Here is an 18,412-nt window from a genome sequence, read left to right on the forward strand (position 1 = left end):
GACGCGCTGGCCGGCATCCGGTTGATCCCAGGCACCGGCCAGTCACCCCCGGCCATCCCGCAACCCACCGACCTCCAACTCCACCTCCTGGATCTTCTTGACATCGATCCACGAGACCTCCGCTGAAGATCACTCACATGCGGAAAACGGGGCTAGCCTGGATCTCTATGACCTTGGAGTCGCTGAGAGACGGGGATCCTCGTCAGGTGGGGCCCTACACCCTGTTCGGGCGGCTGGGCGAGGGCGGCATGGGGGTCGTCTACCTGGGACAGGGCCCCGACGGCACGCGGGTGGCCGTCAAGCTGATCCGCGCCAGGCTGGGCGCGCAGGCGGACTTCAGGCGGCGTTTCGCCCGCGAGGTGGCCGCCGCCAAGCGGGTCGCCAGGTTCTGCACCGCTCCCGTGCTGGACGCCGACGTGGAGGGGGACGTCGCGTACCTGGTCACGGAGTACGTCGAGGGCCCCAGCCTCAGGGACGTCGTGCAGACGTCGGGACCGCTGAAGGGCTCGGCCCTGGACGGGCTGGCGGCGGCGATGGCGATGGCGCTGCGGGCCATCCACGGGGCCGGGGTGGTGCACCGGGACCTCAAGCCGTCCAACGTGCTGCTGTCGCAGGTGGGCCCGAAGGTGATCGACTTCGGGATCGCGCAGTTCGCCGACGCGGAGATGAGCAGCGAGGTCCTGGGGACGCCCCTGTACATGTCGCCCGAGCAGGTGTCGGAGGGCGCGATCGGGCCGGCCTCGGACATCTTCTCGTGGGGCGGCACGCTGGCCTTCGCCGCCGGTGGGAAGCCGCCGTTCGGTACGGGCTCCGTCCCCGCGGTCCTGATGCGCATCGTGAGCGACCCTCCGGACCTGGGCGGGTTGTCCGGCCCGCTGCGCGACCTGGTGGCGGCGTCCCTGGCCAAGGACCCGGCCGCCCGGCCGACGGCACAGGAGCTGATGGACCACCTGAGCACGGGCGACACGGGCACGGCCGCCCTCGCCGGCCTCCGCCAGGACACCCCGTCGCCGATCCCGGGCCTGACCTCAGGCACGGACACGGGCGGACGGATGGAGCCAGTCACGGACACGGGCGGACGGGCAGAGCCAGTCGCGGCCCCAAACGGACGAGTAGAGCCAGTCGCGGCCACCCACGGACGGGCAGAACCGATCGCGGCCACGCACGGACGGCCGGAACCGGTCGCGGACACCGACGGCAAGGCCCGCGGCGCGGCGCACGCCAACCGGCGGCGCAAACTCCTGACCGCCGCCGTGGCCGTGGTCGTGGCGATCGCCGGCGTTTCGGCCGCCGTCTATCTCCGCGCCCGGACGACCAGCGCGGCGAACACCGGCACCACCGCTACCACCGGCACCACCGGCACCACTGTCCCTGGCCAGAACCCCTTGAGATCCGCCCAGAACGTACGCTTCTACGGCCCGAAAGAGCCAGGCGCCGCCCGCCAGCAACAACTCTGGCGGCAGACCCGCCCCCAGGACGCCGAGCTCATGCGCGCACTGGCCGAGACCCCCCACGCCATCCGGCTCAACCAGCCGGAGATCAGGCCGAGGGTGCGGAACATGGTCGCGGCGGCGAAGCAGGCGGGCGGCGTCCCGGTGTTCCTGGTCAACTACCTGCCCGGCGACGGCTGCCGGCCGTTCACCCCCTCAGAGACGACCGCCTACCACCAGTGGATCGAGGGCATCGCCGCCGAGCTGGGCCGGAGCAAGGCGGTGGTCATCCTGGAGCCCGGCACCCTGGTCAAGGTCCCCGGCCTCGGGGACTGCGCCACGGGCACGCCGGACCAGCGCTACCGCGAACTGCGCCGGGCCGTACAGCTCCTCAAGGCCAATCCGGACACGGCCGTCTATCTCGACGGCAGCCAGAGGCACTGGCCCGGTACGGAGGCCATGGCCGAACGCCTGATCAGCGCCGGGATCGCCGAGGCGGACGGCTTCTTCGTCAACGTCGCCGGCTACCACGGCACGGACTCCAGCGTCGAGTACGGCAAGGCCGTGTCCGCCTGCGTCAGCGTACGGATGAGGACGGGCACGTCGGACTGCCCCGAGGGCCTCACGGCGGACCCGGCGGCCATGCCGCACTTCGTGGTGGACACCAGCAGGAGCGGCGTCCCGGAGCCGTGGAAACCGGCGAAGCAGTACAAGGACCCGCAGACGTGGTGCAACCCGCCGGGCAGGGGCGTCGGCGAACGGCCCACGACCGAGACGGGCGAAGAGCTGGTCGACGCGTACCTGTGGATCGCCCGCGCGGGCACCTCCAGCGGCCGTTGCAGGCGCGGCACTCAGGGCGAGAAGGACCCCGAGCGCGGCGTCGTGTCCCCGTCCATCGGACAGTGGTGGGGTGAGCTGGCGCTGGAAAGGGCGAAGAACGCCGGCCCGCCGCTGCGGTGAGGCCGTTCAGGCGGGGAAACTGACTGAAGCATGTTGCCGATCTTTGCCATGAATGTTTAGCTCTGTGTGTTTGTGCATGGTCACGGCTGCTCCTCCTGGGGAAGGAACCGCATGTCCGCACGTCCGCACTTATTCCGGCTGCTCACGATCCTGCTCGCCCTGACCGTCACGGCCTCCCTCACCGGCGGCACCGTGCGCGCCGGCGCACAGGCCAAGCCCAACGTGGTCGTCATCATGGTCGACGACATGAACACCTACGCCCTGCAGTACCTGGACAACGTGCGCTCGCTGCTGGCGGAACCCGGCACGACCTTCGACAACAGCGTCGTGTCGTACTCGTTGTGCTGCCCGTCCCGTGCGACCTTCATGACCGGCCAGTACGCCCACAACCACGGGGTGCTGAGCAACGCGCTCCCCGACGGCGGCTACCCGAAGTTGCCCGCCGCCGAGACGCTGCCGGTCTGGCTGACCAGGGGCGGCTACGACACGGGGCACATCGGCAAGTTCCTCAACGGCTATGGCCGGGCCAACCCGACGGAGATCCCGCCCGGCTGGGCCGAGTGGTACGGCTCGGTCGATCCCAGCACGTACCGGATGTGGGGGTACACGCTCAACGAGAACGGCGTGCTGCGCACCTACGGCAGCGCCGACGTGGAGGACCCCGCGCTCTACCAGACCGATGTCTACGCCGGGAAGGCCGTGGACTATATCCGGCGCAAGGCGCCCGCCGACAAGCCGTTCTTCCTGTCCTTCGCGCCGCTGTCCCCGCACGGTGAGGGCGCGGGCGGAGACCGGTCGCAGCGCAATCCGCGCCCGGCGCCCAGGCATCTCGGCGCGCTCGACGACGTGACGCTGCCCAAGCCGCCCAGCTTCGACGAGGCCAACGTCTCCGACAAGCCGGCGGCCGTACGCAACCGGCCCAGGATCGACGCCGCGGCCGAGGCGCGCATGCAGAACGTCGCGCTCAAGGGCCGCCTGGAGTCGCTGCTCTCGGTGGACGAGGCGGTGGCCGGCATCGTGGCGGCGCTGCGCGAGTCGGGTGAGCTCGACAACACGCTGATCGTGTTCACCTCGGACAACGGCTGGATGCAGGGTGAGCACCGGATCAGGAACGGCAAGATAGTGCCGTACGAGGAGTCGATCAGGGTGCCGCTGATCATGCGCGGGCCCGGCCTGCCCGCGGGCCGGCACGTCAAGACGCTGGCCTCCAACGTCGACCTCGTGCCGACCATCCTCGACGTCACCGACGCCACCCCCGCCATCACGCTCGACGGCCGCTCACTGCTCCCGATCGTCGCCGACCCCGCCATGATTCCGCGCGGCATCGTGATCGAGAACGGCCCCAGGACCGACGGCGCGAGGTGGTACGCCGGCCTGCGCGCACCGCGATGGAAGTACGTCGAGCACTCGACGGGCGAGCTGGAGCTGTACGACCTGCAGCGCGACCCGTACGAGCTGACCAGCGTGCACGCCGACCCGAGCTACGACGCCACGCGCCAGGCGCTGGCCTCCCGGCTGGCCGCTCTGCGCACCTGCGCGGGCGACGCCTGCCGCCAATGGACCCCGGTCCCCGGCCCCCGTCCCTAGCCGAAAACCCCGCGTACCACTCGATCAATGACCCGAGGTAAAGCGGACGTTAAATCTCCGCTTGCCTCCCTTGTCCGAACATCCTTCTGGCGCGAGGCTCTGACCAGCAATAACCCCCCAAGCGCCCCAGGAGGTTGGTTCGTGAGCAAGGCACGCGTGCCGTGGAAGGCCGTCATCGGCGGCTCCATCGGCAACATGGTCGAGTGGTACGACTGGTTCGTCTACAGCAGTTTCGCCATCTATTTCGCCGCCTCCTTCTTCCCTGAGGGCAACGACACGGCGAAGCTGCTCAACACCGCGGCCATCTTCGCCGTCGGCTTCTTCATGCGCCCGCTGGGCGGCTGGCTGCTCGGCCGCTACGCCGACAGGAAGGGCCGCAAGGCCGCGCTCACGCTCACCGTCACGCTGATGTCGGCCAGCGCCCTGCTGATCGCCATCGCCCCGACCTACGAGGCGGTCGGCTACTTCGGCGCGCTGGTCCTGGTGGTGGCGCGCCTGCTGCAGGGCCTGTCCGTCGGTGGCGAGTACGCGGCCAGCGCCACGTACCTGACCGAGGCCACCCCGCGCGGCCGGCGCGGCTTCGCCTCCAGCTTCCAGTACGTCTCCATGACCGCCGGCCAGCTCGTCGGCCTCGGCCTGCAGATCATCCTGCAGAACACGATGTCCTCCGAGGCGCTGCACTCCTACGGCTGGCGCATCCCGTTCGTGGTCGGCGCGCTGGCCGCCGCGGTCGTGTTCTACCTGCGCCGCAACCTGCTGGAGACGGAGGCGTACGACGAGGAGGAGCGCGAGACGGGCGACGCCCGGCGCGGCACGATCAAGTCGCTGCTCGCCCACAAGAAGGAGGCGCTGCTGGTCATCGCCCTGACGATGGGCGGCACGGTCGCGTACTACACCTACACCACCTACCTCACCAAATACCTCTCCAACACCGCGAACCTCCCCAAGGAGACCGCCACGCTGGTGAGTTTCTGCGCGCTGTTCATCTTCATGTGCCTGCAGCCGCTGGCCGGCGGGCTGTCGGACCGGATCGGGCGCAGGCCGCTGCTGATCACGTTCGGGATCGGGTCGATGGTCGGCACGGTGCCGCTGATGACGGCGCTCGGCGGCGTCTCGGGCTTCGGCGGCGCGCTGCTGCTCTCGCTGATCGGCCTGATCATCGTCACCGGCTACACCTCGATCAACGCGGTGGTCAAGGCCGAGCTGTTCCCGACGCACGTGCGCGCGCTCGGCGTGGCGCTCCCCTACGCGATCGCCAACGCCCTGTTCGGCGGCACCGCCGAGTACGTGGCGCTGTGGTTCAAGGACAGCGGCATCGAGTCCGGCTTCTTCTGGTACGTCTCCGGTTGCGCCGCCGTGTCCCTCATCGTCTACCTGTTCATGCGTGAGACCAGGGACATCGCACTCTCGCGTGCCGAGCAGGCCACCGAGAAGACGCCGGCCGCCCGCGTCTAACCTGGCGTTATGCGAGTTCTGCTGGTCGAGGACGACGATCGGCTCGCCGCCGCGCTCACCACGGCCCTCGCCCGGCACGGCCACCAGGTCACCCGGGCGGGGCTGGCCGTGGACGCCCTGCGCCTGTCGGGGGCGGCCGACTTCGTCCTGCTCGACCTGGGGCTGCCCGACATGGACGGGCTGGACGTGCTGCGCCGCCTGCGCCGGGTCTCGGCGGTGCCGCTGATCGTGGTCACGGCGCGTACGGAGGAGCGCGAGGTGCTGCGCGGCCTGCGGTCAGGGGCCGACGACTACCTGGTCAAGCCGTTCCGCACGGTCGAGTTGATGGCCAGGATGGAGGCGGTGGTGCGGCGCGGCACGCGTCCGCGCCCACTGCGCGACGACGTGGTGAACGTCGGCGACGTGCGCATCGACCTGGAGTCCAGGCAGGTCACGGTGGCCGGGGAGCCGGTGACGCTGACGCGGCGGGAGTTCGACCTGCTGGCGCTGCTGGCTCGGGAGCCCGGCGTGGTGCGCGGCAGGGAGGAGATCCTCGACGAGGTCTGGGGCGACCCGCTGCTGTCGGCCTCTCGTTCGCTGGACGTGCACGTGGCCAACCTGCGTTCCAAGACCGGCAGGCCGGGCCTGGTGGAGACACTGCGCGGCACCGGCTACCGGCTGGGCTCCACGACGTGAACCCGGGCAGGGCCAGGTGAACGCGCGGCTGATGGTCACGTTCACCGTGAACCCGGGCAGGGCCGCGTGAACGCGCGGCTGGTGGTCACGTTCACTGTGAACCCGGGCAGGGCCGGGTGAACGCGCGGCTGGTGGTCACGTTCACCACGCTGATCGCGATCATGGTGGCGGCGCTCGCGGTGCCGCTGGGCTTCGCCTACGCCTCGCACCGCACGAACCGCCTCCTCCTCGACCGCCGCGCCGACGCCACCCGCTTCGCGGAGCTGGCCGACCAGGCCGCGCGCGACGACGACCGCACGGGCCTGGTCGCCGAGATCACCCGCTACGCCGACCTGTACGGCGCCGCCGTCCGCGTACGCGACCGCGACGGCTCCATCCTGCTCACGGCGGGCCGCTTCGACACCGACGAACGCGACGCGCTCCGCCTGGCCCTGTCCGGCCGCACGACCGAGGATCTGCCCACGATCAGCCCGTTCGGCCCGGCCACGGTACTGCTGGCCGAACCGGCGGGCCGGGACGCACAGTTGTCGGGCGTGGTGCTGCTCCAGGCTCCGGCGGACAGCGCCCGGCTGGATGTGACGCTGGTGTGGAGCGCGCTGGCGCTCGGCGCGCTGGTCGCGCTGGCCTACTCCGTCCTGGCCGCCAGGAGGCTGGCCCGCTGGATCCTGCGGCCGGTCACCGAACTGGACCGCACGACGCGGGCCATCGCCCAGGGCCGTCTGGACGCGCGGGCGCATCCGGGAGTGGGTCCGTCGGAGCTGCGACGGCTGGAGGAGCGCTTCAACACGATGGCGGACGCGGTGGCCGGGGCGATGGAGCGGCAGCGGGCGTTCGTGGCCGACGCCTCGCACGAACTGCGCACCCCGCTGACGGTGCTCGGGCTGCGGCTGGAGAACCTGGAGCCGCACCTGCGCGAGGAGGGCACGGCCGAGTACGACGAGGCGATGGCTGAGCTGGACCGGCTGGCACTGCTGGTGGAGGACCTGCTGGCGCTGGCTCGCGTGGAGGCCGGGGCGGGGGTGGCGGGCAAGGAGATCCCGCTGGAGCCACGGCTGGCGGCCTGGCGGGAGGTGTACGCGGCGGCCGGCGTGCACCTCGTAACCGACATTTCAGGAAGCGTCCCCGAGGCCGCGGCCAGGATCGCGGACATCGCCCTCGACAACGCCCAGAAATTCGTCCCTGCGGGCGGCACAGTCACCGTCACGCTGGCCAACGGGATCCTGCGGGTGGCCGACGACGGTCCGGGACTGAGCGCGGAGGAACGCATGGAGGCGCAAGGCCGCTTCTGGCGCTCCAGCGAGCACGCGAACGTCCCGGGCAGCGGCCTGGGCCTGGCCATCGCCGCCGAACTGGCCAGATCCTGCGGCGCCACACTCCACCTCCTGCCCGCCGTACCGCACGGGCTGGTGGTGGAACTGCGTCTCAAAGATCAGCCATAGACCGACCGGTAGTAGCGGGCCGCGCCCGGGTGCAGCGGCACGACTCCGGTGCCGATGGCGTACCGCTCGTCCAGCCTCCCGCCCGGCGCGGACGGGGCCTGGAGCCGGTCACGGGCACGGAAGAGCGTCTCCGTGATCGTGTACGACAGATCGTCCGGCAGCGAGTTCCGGCACATCAGGTAGCTGGGAGTGCCCACGGTCGGCACCGACGCCGGGCCGCCGTACGTACCGGCGGGCACGGAGGCGTGCTCGTACACGGGCCCGAACTCCCGCCGCAACACCGGCACCAGCGGATCCAGCGGCAACAACCGCACGTCGTCGCGGGCCGCCAGCGCGGGCGTCGGCGCCCCGCCCGACCAGAAGAACGCCTCGATCCGCCCGGCCCGCAGCGCCTCGATCGAGGCGTCCAGCTCCAGCCTCGAAATGACCGGCGGCCGTTTCAGCCCGGCGGCGGCCAGCACGCGGGCGGCGGTCACCGCCGTACCCGACCCCTCCACCCCGATCGACACGGCCCGCCCCGCCAGCTGGCCGACCTCGGTGACCTGCGACTCGGTCAGCACGACCAGATGCACGTAGTTCATGTACATCCTGGCCAGGGCGGAGACGGGCTGATGCCGTATGCGCACGGCATCGGCGGCGCTGTCGGCCAGCGCGAACCCGGCGTCGGCCCGCCCATCCGTCATCATCGTCAGATTCTGCACGCTGGCCGCCGTAGCCAGCACCCGCACCCTCATCCCGCCCCGCCGCAACTCCTCGGCCAGCCGATCCCCCAGCGGCCGGTACGGCCCCCCGGCCAGCCCGGTCGCCAGCCGCAGTTCCCTCCCGCCCTCGCCACCTTCCGAGCACCCGGCCGGGACGGCGAGCCCCCCGAGAAGGAGAGAACGGCGAGATATCGACATGAATTCACGTTAGCCGGTGGAACAGAATGAACCTTGTGACGACAGCACGCCTGCGCATCGCCCCCGAACTGCGACTGTTCCTGCCCGCGAGTCGCCGCCAAGAGTGGCAGGAAGTGGCCCCCGACAACACCTCCACCCTGGGCCACCACGTCGAGTCGATCGGTGTCCCGCTGACGGAGGTGGGTCCCATGCTGGTCGCCGGCCGGGGCGTGCCGCCCTCGTACCAGCTCACCCCCGGCGACGTGGTGGACGTGCACCCGATCCCCCGCCCCCAGCAACTGCCCGAGGAGCCGCGTTTCCTGCTGGACGTGCACCTGGGCACGCTGGCGCGCCGCCTGCGCCTGCTGGGCATCGACACCGCCTACCACAACGACATGGACGACCCGGCGCTGGTGGTGCAGGCCAACGAGGAGCGGCGGGTGCTCCTCACCCAGGACCGGGGCCTGCTGCGCCGCCGCGCGCTGTGGCTGGGCGCGTACGTACGCGGCTCCGCCCCGGCCGACCAGCTCCGCGACCTGCTGGAACGCTTCGCCCCGCCCCTACGCCCGTGGACCCGCTGCACGGCCTGCAACGGCGTGCTGGTGCTGGTCGCGAAGGACGAGGTGGAGCCCCAGCTGGAGGACGGCACCCGGCGCAACTACGACGCCTACGGCCGCTGCGCGTCCTGCGGCCAGGTCTACTGGCACGGCGCGCACAGCGGCCATCTGGAGGAGATCGTCAGGACCGCCCAAGCCTGGGCGGGCTAAACGGCCAGCAGGCGCCGTACCTCCTCCTGCTGGAGGTCGTCGGCGACGCCGGTCCTGACCACGTGGCCGCCGTCCAGGATGACGAACGTGTCGGCCAGGCGCAGGGCGATGTCCAGGTACTGCTCCACGAGCAGCACGGCCAGGCCGGCGGCGTGCAGGCGTTCGATGGCCTCCTCGATCTCCAGGATGATCGACGGCTGGATGCCCTCGGTTGGCTCGTCGAGGATGAGCATTCTGGGGCGGGTCACCAGGGCTCGGGCCATGGCGAGTTGTTGTTGCTGGCCGCCCGACAGGTGTCCGGCGCTGCGCTTGAGCAGGGGTTTGAGGGCGGGGAAGATGTCGAGGGCTTCGTCGATGGCGGTCCTGGGCTGTTTGGCGGCCTCCACCGTGACCAGGAGGTTGCCCTGGACGGAGAGCTGGGGGAAGCACTGGTGGCCCTGGGGGACGTAGCCCATGCCGAGCCGTACGCGTTCGTGTGGTTTGAGTTTGGTGATGTCCCGGCCGTCGAAGGTGACCGTGCCCGCCGTGGCGGGGATGACACCCATGACGGTGTTGAGCAGTGTGGTCTTGCCTACGCCGTTGCGTCCCATCACGCACACGAGCTGCCCGGGGCCCACTTCGAGTGACACCCCGAACAGCACGCGCGCGCGACCGTACCCTGACTCAAGGCCGGTTACCGACAGCATCGCCAGCCTTCCTCCTCCCCAGATAGACCTCCTGCACGCGAGGGTCGGCGCTGACCTCGTCCACCGACCCCTCCACGAGCACCCTGCCCTCGTGCAGCACGGTCACCGTCGAGGCGTGCCGCCGCAGGAACTCCATGTCGTGCTCCACCACGATCACCGTGTGGTCGTCGGCGATCTGCGTGAGCAGTTCGCCCGTGCGCTCGCGTTCGTCCTTGGACATGCCCGCCACCGGCTCGTCCAGGAGCAGCAGCCTGGGCCGCTGCGCCAGCAGCATGCCGATCTCCAGCCACTGGCGCTGGCCGTGTGAGAGAACGCCCGCTGAACGCTCGGCGAGGTCTTCCAGACCCGTCCTGGTCAGGGCCTCGGCGACGGCGTCCGAGACACCCTTGCGGCGTCTGGCGAGCGACCACAGCGGCATGCGGAAGCTGGCGGCCAGGTCGAGGTTCTCGATCACGGTGAGCTCCTCGAACACCACCGAGGTCTGGAACGTGCGGCCGACGCCCAGCCGGACGATCTGGTGTTCCTTCCTGCCGATCAGGTCGAGGCCGCCGAAGCGTACGCTGCCGGCCGCCGGCCTGGTCAGGCCGGTGATCACGTCGATGAGCGTGGTTTTGCCGGCGCCGTTGGGCCCGATGAGGAAGCGCAGCTCGCCCTCGGGCACGGTCAGGTCCACGCCGTCGAGGGCGCGGAAGCCGTCGAACACCACCTGTACGTCACGTAGTTCGAGCACGGCGCAACCTCCCGACGACGCCCAGGATGCCCTTCGGGGCCAGCGTCATGACCAGGATGAACAGGGCTCCTTGCAGGTAGAGCCAGCCCTCGGCGAACTGCTCGCTGAAGGCCGTCTTGGCGTACCCCATGACGATCGCGCCCAGCACCGCCCCGGCCAGCGCGTGCCGCCCGCCCACGGCGACGGCGACGACCAGCTCCAGGGAGGGCACGATGCCGAGCAGCGCGGGCGAGATGATGCCGACGACGGGCACGAACAGGGCGCCGGCCAGCCCGGCCATGCCCGCCGAGATGGCGAAGGTGACGGTCTTGACCAGGGCGGGGTCGTAGCCGAGGAAACGTACCCGGTCCTCGCCGTCGCGGACGGCGACGAGCAGGCGGCCGTAGCGGCTGTTGACGAGCTGGCGGGTGGCCAGGTAGAGCACTCCGAGCACGCTCGCGACGACGAGGTAGAGGCCGCGCTGCGTGGAGTCCTCGGCGAGGTCCTGGCCGAACAGCTCGAAGAAGTTGGTCATGCCGTTGGTGCCGCCGGTCAGGCCCTGCTGGCCGACCAGCAGGATGACCATGGCGGCGGCCAGTGCCTGGGTGAGGATCGCGAAGTACGCGCCCCGTACCCGCTGCCTGAACACCAGTGTGCCCAGGACGACGGCGACCAGCACCGGCCCGAGCACCGCCATCCCGAGCGCGAAGACCGGGTTGCCGAACGGCACCCACAGGGCGGGCAGCACCTCCACCCCGCTCCAGCTCATGAAGTCGGGCAGGCCACCCTCGGCCTCGGTGAGTTTGAGGTACATGGCCATCGAGTAGCCGCCGAGCCCGAAGAAGACGCCCTGGCCGAGCGTGAGCATGCCGCCCTTGCCCCAGGCCAGCCCGATCCCGAGCGCGACGATCGCGAAGCACAGGTACTTGGCCAGCAGTCCCAGCCGGAACGGTTCCAGCAGCAGCGGCGCGGCCACCAGCAGGGCCACGGCCACGGCGGCGAAGGGCAGGTGTCGTCTGATCGCGCTCATGTGAGCACCCTCGATCTGAGCACGAACATGCCCTGCGGCCTGATCTGCAGGAACGCGATGATGACGGCGAAGACGATCACCTTGGCCAGCGAGGCGTCCGACCAGAACTCGGCGTAGGAGTTCAGCAGTCCGAGGCCGACGGCCGCGAGCACCGCCCCGCGCAGTTGCCCGAGCCCGCCCGCGACGACCACGAGGAAGGCGTCCACGATGTAGACCTCGCCGAGCGCGGGGCCGACGGGCCCGATGAGCGTCACCGCCACGCCCGCCACCCCGGCCAGCCCGGAGCCGATGAAGAACGTCAGCATGTCCACCCGGCCGGTGTCGATCCCGCTGGTGGCGGCGAGCTGCCGGTTCTGCACGACGGCCTGTGTCCTGCGGCCCAGCCCGGTACGGTTCAGGTACAGCCAGATCGCCACCACGCCCGCCAGCGCGAGCCCCATGATGAACAGCCGGTTGTAGGGCAGCATGCCGATCCCGCCCGACAACCAGGCCGGGGCCGCCACCTGCACGTTCGGCGCGCCGAACAGGTCGCGGGCGAGTTGTTGCAGCACCAGGCTGACGCCCCAGGTGAGCAGCAGCGTGTCCAGCGGCCTGGCGTACAGGTGCCTGATCGCCAGCCGCTCCAGGACCAGCCCCATCAGCCCGGCGACCAGGAACGCCGCCGGGAGCGCCAGGAGGAGGTCCTGCATCAGGTACGCGGTGTAGGCCCCGACCATGATGAACGAGCCGTGCGCCATGTTGATCACGCCCATCTGGCCGAACGTGAACGTCAGCCCGAGCGCGATCAGCAGCAGCACCGCCCCGATGGACAACCCGATGGGAAGCTGGTTGACGAAGGCCGACATCACTTGCCCGCCGCCAGGCCGGCCGCCCACGGGTAGCCCTTGAGGTAGGGGTCGGGCTTGATCGGCTCACCCGAGTCCCACACCTGCTTGATCAGGCCGTCCGGCTGGATGATGCCGATACGGGCGGTCTTGTACATGTGCTGGTTCTCGCCGTCGATGGTGACCAGGCCCTCGGGGCGTTCGAGCTTGATGCCGGGCGCGGCCTTCTTGACCGCCTCGACCTCGGTCGAGCCCGCCTTCTTGACCGCCTCGGCCCAGAGGTAGACGGCGTTGTAGCCGGCCTCCATGGGGTCGGAGGTGACCTTGTTCTGGCCGTACTTGGCCTTGTACGCCTTCACGAACGCCTCGTTGGCCGGCGTCTCGGTGGTCTGGTAGTAGTTCCAGGCGACCGGATGGCCCGCGATGTTGTCCACGCCGATGCCGGTGACCTCCTCCTCCGCGATGCTCACCGACAACACCGGCAGGCTCTCGGCCGTCGCGCCCGCGCTCTTGAGCTGCTTGAAGAAGGCGACGTTGCTGTCACCGTTGAGGGTGTTGAAGACCGCGTCCGGCTTGGCCCCGGTGACCTTGTTGACCAGCGTGGAGTACTCGGTGTGGCCCAGCGGCGTGTACTCCTCGCCGAGGATCTCCATCCCGTTCGCGGCCGCGTACGCCTTGATGATCTTGTTCGCGGTGCGCGGGAAGACGTAGTCGCTGCCCACCAGGAACACCTTCTTCTTGCCCTGCTCCTTCAGGTAGTCGAGCCCGGGGATGATCTGCTGGTTGGTGGTGGCGCCGGTGTAGAAGATGTTCGGCGAGCTCTCCAGCCCCTCGTACTGCACCGGATACCAGAGCAGGCCCTTGTAGCGTTCGAAGACCGGCAACATCGCCTTTCTGCTGGCGGAGGTCCAGCCGCCGAAGACGGTGGCCACCTTGTCCTGTCTGATCAGCTTGGTGGCCTTCTCGGCGAACGTGGGCCAGTCGGAGGCGCCGTCCTCCACGACCGGCACGAGTTTCTTGCCGAGCACGCCCCCGGCCTTGTTGATCTCTTCGATGGCGAGCAGTTCGGCGTCGCGCACGGTGACCTCGCTGATCGCCATCGTGCCGCTGAGGGAGTGCAGGAGGCCGACCTTGATCTCATTGGACTGGGCGGCGGGTTGAGCATCGGTTCCGCAGGCCGCTAGGGCCAGAAGAAGCATCGCGGAGACAATCGGGCGGATGGGCACAGGAGGGTCCTTCCTGGCGACCGGTTCTGGGAGAACGGTGACTCTGCGGCATTTCGCCGGAAGATCCCGAAGGTTAATTGGCGATTGCCAAACGTTCACTTGTTCACAGATGGTTCATCCGCGCGCGGCGAAACCGGGCCGACATGTCACGGCAACAGCTCGGAAACGGCCGGTTCTTAGGGTCCGGCCATGCGGCTTACCTCACACGAGCAGGAGCGGCTGCTCATCCACGTCGCCGCCGGGGTGGCGCGCGAGCGGCAGGCCAGGGGCCTGCGGCTCAACCACCCCGAGGCTACCGCCATCATCGCCTCGTTCCTCATGGAGGGCGCCAGGGACGGGCGCAGTGTGGCCGACCTGATGGAGGCCGGGCGGTCGGTGCTCGGCCGGACCGATGTCATGGAGGGCGTGCCGGAAATGCTGGACAGCGTGCAGATCGAGGCGACCTTCCCGGACGGCACGAAGCTGGTCACCGTACACAGGCCGATCCCGTGATCCCGGGCGAATACGTGCACCCGGAAGGGACGATCGCGCTCAACCCGGGACGCGAGCGGATCACCGTGCGCGTGGTCAACACGGCCGACCGGCCGGTGCAGGTGGGTTCGCACTACCACTTCGCCGCCGCCAACCCCGGGCTGGAGTTCGACAGGAAGGCGGCCTGGGGAATGCGGCTCGACGTGCCCGCCGGGACCGCGATCAGGTTCGAGCCGGGTGTCGAACGCGACGTGACGCTGGTGCCCCTGGCCGGCGCCCGCGTCGTGCCGGGCCTGCGGCCCGAGTGGGCGGGGCCGCTGGATGACTGACATCTCACGCGCCCGATACGCGGCACTGTACGGTCCCACCACCGGCGACCGGATCCGCCTGGCCGACACCGACCTGTTCGTGGAGGTCACCGAAGACCGCTGCGCCGGGTACGGCGACGAGGCCGTCTTCGGCGGCGGCAAGGTCATCCGCGAGTCCATGGGCCAGGCCAGGACCACCCGCGCGGAGGGCGCCGCCGACCTGGTCATCACCGGCGCGGTGATCCTCGACCACTGGGGCGTGATCAAGGCCGACGTCGGCATCCGCGACGGCCGCGTGCACACCATCGGCAAGGCCGGCAACCCCGACACCATGGACGGCGTGGACATCGTCATCGGCCCGTCCACGGAGATCCTGGCCGGCAACGGCAAGATCCTCACCGCCGGCGCCGTCGACTCCCACGTCCACCTCATCTGCCCGCAACTCCTCGACGAGGCCATCGGCTCCGGCGTCACCACGATCGTCGGCGGCGGCACCGGACCCGTCGAGGGCACCAAGGCCACGACCGTCACCGGCACCTGGTACCTCGGCCGCATGCTGGAGTCCCTGGACGCCTACCCGCTGAACTTCGCCCTGCTCGGCAAGGGCAACACCGTCTCCACCGAGGGCCTGCTCGAACAACTCCGCGCCGGCGCCTCCGGCTTCAAGCTGCACGAGGACTGGGGCACCACGCCCGCCGCCATCGACGCCTGCCTGAGCGTGGCCGACGCCACCGGCGTGCAGGTCACGATCCACACCGACACGCTGAACGAGGCCGGCTTCGTGGAGTCGACGCTCAAGGCCATCGGCGAGCGGATGATCCACGCGTACCACACGGAAGGGGCGGGCGGCGGGCACGCGCCCGACATCATCCGTGTCGCCGCCCACCCCAACGTGCTGCCCTCCTCCACCAACCCCACCAGGCCGCACACCGTCAACACGCTCGACGAGCACCTCGACATGCTGATGGTCTGCCACCACCTCAACCCCTCCATCCCCGAGGACCTGGCCTTCGCCGAGTCGCGCATCCGGCCGACGACGATGGCCGCCGAGGACGTGCTGCACGACCTCGGGGCGATCTCGATGATCGGCTCGGACTCGCAGGCCATGGGACGGATCGGCGAGACGATCATCCGTACGTGGCAGACCGCCCACGTCATGAAGGCCCGCCGCGGCTCGCTGGGCGGCCCCGCCGACAACCTGCGCGCCCGCCGCTACATCGCCAAATACACCATCTGCCCCGCCATCGCCCACGGCCTGGACTCCGAGGTCGGCTCCGTCGAACACGGCAAGCTCGCCGACCTCGTCCTGTGGGACCCGGCCTTCTTCGGCGTCAAACCGGACCTGGTGCTCAAGGGCGGCGTGGTGGCCTGGGCGCAGATGGGCGACGCCAACGCCTCGATCCCGACGCCGCAGCCGGTGCTGCCCCGTCCCATGTTCGGCGCCTCGCCGGTCACCGCCGCCGCCACCTCGCTGCACTTCGTCTCGCCCCTCGCCCTGGAGTCGGGGCTCGCGGACTCCCTGGCGGTACGGCGTCGCCTGGCGCCGGTCGCGGACGTACGGCGCAGAGGAAAGTCGTCGATGCCGCTCAACGACGCCCTGCCACGGATCGAGGTGGCCCCGGACACCTTCGAGGTACGCGTCGACGGCGACCTCATCGAACCCGCCCCCGCCACCACCCTGCCCATGTCCCAGCGCTACTTCCTGTTCTGATGCACCCGTCCCTGCTCCTGCTCACCGACTCCCGCCTGCCGGCCGGCGGCCACGCCCACTCCGGCGGCACCGAGCGCGCCATCGCGGCGGGAGCGGTGCACGACGTGCCCTCGCTGGCCTCCTTCCTGCGCGGCCGCCTCCACACGACCGGCACCCTCACAGCCGCCCTGACCGCCGCCGCTTGCACGCATGCGGATGCCGGGAGCTCGTGGCGGGTGCTGGACGCCGAGGTGGACGCCAGGACCGCCTCCCCCGCCCAGCGGGACGCCTCCCGCACCCAGGGCAGGCTGCTCCTGCGGGTGGCCCGCCGGGTGTGGCCGTCACCCGTCCTGGACGAACTCGCCGAAATCCTCCCGAGCCCGCACCACCCCATCGCCCTCGGCGCCACCGCGCACGCCGCGGGCGCGACCCCCGAGGAGGCGGCACTGGCGGCGGCCTACCACGCCGTCACCGGCCCCGCCACGGCCGCGGTCCGGCTCCTCGGCCTCGACCCGGTGGCCGTGCACGCCCTGCTGGCCGCCCTCACCCCGGACCTCACCGCCGTCGCCACCCAGGCCGCCCTGTCCGCCGCCCCGCCCCCGACCTGCGAGAACGCCCTCGGCGCGGAGACCTCCGGCTGGGAGACGCTGCCCGCATACTCCGCGCCGGCCCTGGACCTCCTCGCCGAGCAACACGCACAGGCCGAGGTCCGGCTGTTCATCTCATGACATATCCCGACTGGAAGGACTCCACCATGGGCGCCAATCACGACGACCACCACCACGCCCCCGACGGCCGCGGCCGCGCACTGCGGCTCGGCGTCGGCGGCCCGGTCGGCAGCGGCAAGACGGCCCTGGTGGCCGCCCTGTGCCGCACGCTGGGCCCGTCGCTGTCCCTCGGCGTGGTGACCAACGACATCTACACCACCGAGGACGCCGACTTCCTGCGCCGGGCGGGCGTGCTCGACGAGGAGCGCATCCTGGCCGTGGAGACCGGCTGCTGCCCGCACACCGCCATCCGCGACGACATCGCCGCCAACCTCGACGCCGTGGAGACCCTGGAGTACCGGTTCGGCCCCCTCGACCTGGTCATCGTGGAGAGCGGCGGCGACAACCTGACGGCCACGTTCAGCCGTGGGCTGGCCGACCGGCAGATCTTCGTGCTGGACGTGTCGGGCGGCGACAAGGTGCCGCGCAAGGGCGGCCCCGGTGTCACGACGGCCGACCTGCTGGTGGTCAACAAGACCGACCTGGCCCCGATGGTGGGCGCGGACCTGGGCGTCATGGACCGCGACGCGGCGGCCGTACGCGGCGACCGTCCTGTGCTGTTCACCTCGATCCGCCAGGACCCCACGGCGGCCACGATCGCCGCCTGGGTCTCCGAGCAGGTGCACGCCTGGTCCCACGCCCACGCGACCCCCATCTCGTAGTGCTCCGCCGGATGGACGGACGCCGGGCGATGCGGGCGAGCGCCGCCGTGGCGACCGCGCGGGGCGCGGACGGCCGTACCGTGATGAGCCGCCTGGCCTCCGCGCCCCCGCTGACGCTGCGCCAGACCGGCCCGCACACCGTCCACCTCGTCTCCACCGCGGCGGGCCCGCTCGGCGGCGACAGACTGACCCTGGACCTGTACGTGGCCCCGCGCACCACCCTGGAACTGGGCTCGGTCGCCGCCACGCTGGTCCTACCGGGCCAGGGCGAGTCGGAGTTGCTCGTCACCGCCCGGGTGGGGGCGGGCGCCACCCTGCGCTTCATGCCGGAGCCCACGGTGCTGGCCGCCGGCTGCCGGCACCGCCTCCTGGTACGGCTCGCCCTGGAGGCGGACGCGGACGTGCGGTGGCGCGAGGAGATCGTCTTCGGCCGCCACGGCGAGGAGCCGGGCCGCTGCCACGCCCGCTTCGACGCCACCCGCGACGGCCTGCCGCTGCTGCGCCAGGAGTTCACGGTCGGCGACCCGGCCCTCGACAACTCCCCGGCGGTGTACGGCGGGGCCCGCTGCGTCGGCACCACGTTCCTGACCGCCGCCGCCAAGGAGACCGCGGTGGCCGAGGGCGTCGCGGTCCTGCCCCTGGCCGTCTCCGGCACCCTGGTCTCCGCCCTGGCGGCCGACGCGGTTCAGCTCCGCTCCCGCCTGGAATGGGGCGAACGCACGGCCATCGCGACCGACCCCTGGAAAACCTCCGGAGCCCCGATGGCACGGCTGTCACAGCCCTTACCGCGCCTTGGTGACGACTCCGTTGCGTACGGTGGTGAGCCGCCCGCCCCCGTCATACAGTGA

18 protein-coding genes are annotated in these 18,412 nt (G+C 70.8%); 12 read left to right on the forward strand and 6 right to left on the reverse strand.

Features of this window, described 5'->3' with window-relative positions; genetic code table 11:
• Positions 1–167 precede the first annotated feature (167 nt).
• From AB0I81_RS46350 to AB0I81_RS46370, 5 genes are all read left to right on the forward strand, one after another.
• On the forward strand, positions 168–2,390 hold the full coding sequence (locus AB0I81_RS46350; RefSeq protein WP_360672021.1) for a glycoside hydrolase family 6 protein: 2,223 nt from the start codon (positions 168–170) through the stop codon (positions 2,388–2,390).
• A gap of 111 nt (positions 2,391–2,501) precedes the next feature.
• Complete coding sequence (locus tag AB0I81_RS46355) at positions 2,502–3,977, forward strand: sulfatase (protein ID WP_360672024.1); 1,476 nt, start codon at positions 2,502–2,504, stop codon at positions 3,975–3,977.
• Positions 3,978–4,118: 141 nt separating this feature from the next.
• Positions 4,119–5,432 carry an MFS transporter gene (locus AB0I81_RS46360; RefSeq protein ID WP_360672027.1) on the forward strand — a complete coding sequence of 438 codons (1,314 nt, stop codon included), beginning with the start codon at positions 4,119–4,121 and terminating at the stop codon, positions 5,430–5,432.
• A gap of 9 nt (positions 5,433–5,441) precedes the next feature.
• Positions 5,442–6,107 carry a response regulator transcription factor gene (locus AB0I81_RS46365; protein WP_360672030.1) on the forward strand — a complete coding sequence of 222 codons (666 nt, stop codon included), beginning with the start codon at positions 5,442–5,444 and terminating at the stop codon, positions 6,105–6,107.
• A gap of 116 nt (positions 6,108–6,223) precedes the next feature.
• A complete protein-coding gene (locus AB0I81_RS46370; protein WP_360672033.1) occupies positions 6,224–7,546 on the forward strand; it encodes a HAMP domain-containing sensor histidine kinase in 1,323 nt (440 codons plus the stop codon).
• On the opposite strand, the gene AB0I81_RS46375 is transcribed toward AB0I81_RS46370, so the two are convergent.
• Positions 7,537–8,445, reverse strand: a complete 909-nt coding sequence (locus AB0I81_RS46375) for a TAXI family TRAP transporter solute-binding subunit (protein WP_360672035.1) — start codon at positions 8,443–8,445, stop codon at positions 7,537–7,539. The genes AB0I81_RS46370 and AB0I81_RS46375 overlap by 10 nt on opposite strands.
• A gap of 35 nt (positions 8,446–8,480) precedes the next feature.
• Here AB0I81_RS46375 and AB0I81_RS46380 point away from each other — a divergent pair, with 35 nt between their 5' ends.
• Positions 8,481–9,191, forward strand: coding sequence for a Mut7-C RNAse domain-containing protein (locus tag AB0I81_RS46380; RefSeq protein ID WP_360672038.1), 711 nt, complete (start codon positions 8,481–8,483; stop codon positions 9,189–9,191).
• Here AB0I81_RS46380 and urtE read toward each other — a convergent pair.
• From urtE to urtA, 5 genes are read right to left on the reverse strand one after another with little or no spacing between them, the layout of a single operon-like run.
• A complete protein-coding gene (gene urtE, locus AB0I81_RS46385; protein WP_360672041.1) occupies positions 9,188–9,877 on the reverse strand; it encodes an urea ABC transporter ATP-binding subunit UrtE in 690 nt (229 codons plus the stop codon). The genes AB0I81_RS46380 and urtE overlap by 4 nt on opposite strands.
• The gene (gene urtD / locus AB0I81_RS46390; RefSeq protein ID WP_360672044.1) at positions 9,855–10,607 is read right to left on the reverse strand and encodes an urea ABC transporter ATP-binding protein UrtD; all 753 of its coding nucleotides are present in this window, start codon (positions 10,605–10,607) and stop codon (positions 9,855–9,857) included. The genes urtE and urtD overlap by 23 nt, the downstream gene beginning before the upstream one ends.
• Positions 10,591–11,616: an urea ABC transporter permease subunit UrtC gene (gene urtC, locus AB0I81_RS46395; protein ID WP_360672047.1), complete on the reverse strand. Its 1,026-nt coding sequence runs from the start codon at positions 11,614–11,616 to the stop codon at positions 10,591–10,593. The genes urtD and urtC overlap by 17 nt, the downstream gene beginning before the upstream one ends.
• Positions 11,613–12,461 carry an urea ABC transporter permease subunit UrtB gene (gene urtB, locus AB0I81_RS46400; protein ID WP_360672049.1) on the reverse strand — a complete coding sequence of 283 codons (849 nt, stop codon included), beginning with the start codon at positions 12,459–12,461 and terminating at the stop codon, positions 11,613–11,615. Before urtB ends, urtC begins: the two co-directional genes overlap by 4 nt.
• Positions 12,461–13,666: an urea ABC transporter substrate-binding protein gene (gene urtA, locus AB0I81_RS46405; protein WP_360672052.1), complete on the reverse strand. Its 1,206-nt coding sequence runs from the start codon at positions 13,664–13,666 to the stop codon at positions 12,461–12,463. The genes urtB and urtA overlap by 1 nt, the downstream gene beginning before the upstream one ends.
• Before the next feature lie 189 nt (positions 13,667–13,855).
• Between urtA and AB0I81_RS46410 the strand changes: the two genes are divergently transcribed.
• Genes AB0I81_RS46410 through AB0I81_RS46435 form a run of 6 tightly spaced genes read left to right on the forward strand, consistent with a single transcriptional unit; the run spans position 13,856 to position 18,412 of the window.
• Positions 13,856–14,158: an urease subunit gamma gene (locus tag AB0I81_RS46410; protein ID WP_360672055.1), complete on the forward strand. Its 303-nt coding sequence runs from the start codon at positions 13,856–13,858 to the stop codon at positions 14,156–14,158.
• The gene (locus tag AB0I81_RS46415; protein WP_360672058.1) at positions 14,155–14,466 is read left to right on the forward strand and encodes an urease subunit beta; all 312 of its coding nucleotides are present in this window, start codon (positions 14,155–14,157) and stop codon (positions 14,464–14,466) included. The genes AB0I81_RS46410 and AB0I81_RS46415 overlap by 4 nt, the downstream gene beginning before the upstream one ends.
• A complete protein-coding gene (locus AB0I81_RS46420; RefSeq protein ID WP_360672061.1) occupies positions 14,459–16,156 on the forward strand; it encodes an urease subunit alpha in 1,698 nt (565 codons plus the stop codon). The genes AB0I81_RS46415 and AB0I81_RS46420 overlap by 8 nt, the downstream gene beginning before the upstream one ends.
• Positions 16,156–16,863 carry an urease accessory UreF family protein gene (locus AB0I81_RS46425; protein ID WP_360672064.1) on the forward strand — a complete coding sequence of 236 codons (708 nt, stop codon included), beginning with the start codon at positions 16,156–16,158 and terminating at the stop codon, positions 16,861–16,863. The genes AB0I81_RS46420 and AB0I81_RS46425 overlap by 1 nt, the downstream gene beginning before the upstream one ends.
• 26 nt (positions 16,864–16,889) lie before the next feature.
• A complete protein-coding gene (gene ureG / locus AB0I81_RS46430; RefSeq protein ID WP_360672066.1) occupies positions 16,890–17,564 on the forward strand; it encodes an urease accessory protein UreG in 675 nt (224 codons plus the stop codon).
• Between the two features lie 11 nt (positions 17,565–17,575).
• Entirely contained in the window at positions 17,576–18,412 is an 837-nt protein-coding gene (locus AB0I81_RS46435; RefSeq protein ID WP_360672069.1) for an urease accessory protein UreD, read from the forward strand.

The sequence above is a fragment of the Nonomuraea sp. NPDC050404 genome (genome assembly GCF_040655495.1).
Lineage (GTDB): Bacteria > Actinomycetota > Actinomycetes > Streptosporangiales > Streptosporangiaceae > Nonomuraea.

Bases quoted from the DNA above. Each gene is read 5' to 3' on its own strand.
- AB0I81_RS46375 (WP_360672035.1), bottom strand. From the start codon at position 8,445: ATGTCGATATCTCGCCGTTCTCTCCTTCTCGGGGGGCTCGCCGTCCCG.
- AB0I81_RS46410 (WP_360672055.1), top strand. From the start codon at position 13,856: ATGCGGCTTACCTCACACGAGCAGGAGCGGCTGCTCATCCACGTCGCC.
- urtC (WP_360672047.1), bottom strand. From the start codon at position 11,616: ATGAGCGCGATCAGACGACACCTGCCCTTCGCCGCCGTGGCCGTGGCC.
- AB0I81_RS46425 (WP_360672064.1), top strand. From the start codon at position 16,156: ATGCACCCGTCCCTGCTCCTGCTCACCGACTCCCGCCTGCCGGCCGGC.
- urtB (WP_360672049.1), bottom strand. From the start codon at position 12,461: ATGTCGGCCTTCGTCAACCAGCTTCCCATCGGGTTGTCCATCGGGGCG.
- ureG (WP_360672066.1), top strand. From the start codon at position 16,890: ATGGGCGCCAATCACGACGACCACCACCACGCCCCCGACGGCCGCGGC.
- AB0I81_RS46365 (WP_360672030.1), top strand. From the start codon at position 5,442: ATGCGAGTTCTGCTGGTCGAGGACGACGATCGGCTCGCCGCCGCGCTC.
- AB0I81_RS46435 (WP_360672069.1), top strand. From the start codon at position 17,576: ATGGACGGACGCCGGGCGATGCGGGCGAGCGCCGCCGTGGCGACCGCG.
- urtE (WP_360672041.1), bottom strand. From the start codon at position 9,877: ATGCTGTCGGTAACCGGCCTTGAGTCAGGGTACGGTCGCGCGCGCGTG.
- AB0I81_RS46355 (WP_360672024.1), top strand. From the start codon at position 2,502: ATGTCCGCACGTCCGCACTTATTCCGGCTGCTCACGATCCTGCTCGCC.
- AB0I81_RS46350 (WP_360672021.1), top strand. From the start codon at position 168: ATGACCTTGGAGTCGCTGAGAGACGGGGATCCTCGTCAGGTGGGGCCC.
- AB0I81_RS46420 (WP_360672061.1), top strand. From the start codon at position 14,459: ATGACTGACATCTCACGCGCCCGATACGCGGCACTGTACGGTCCCACC.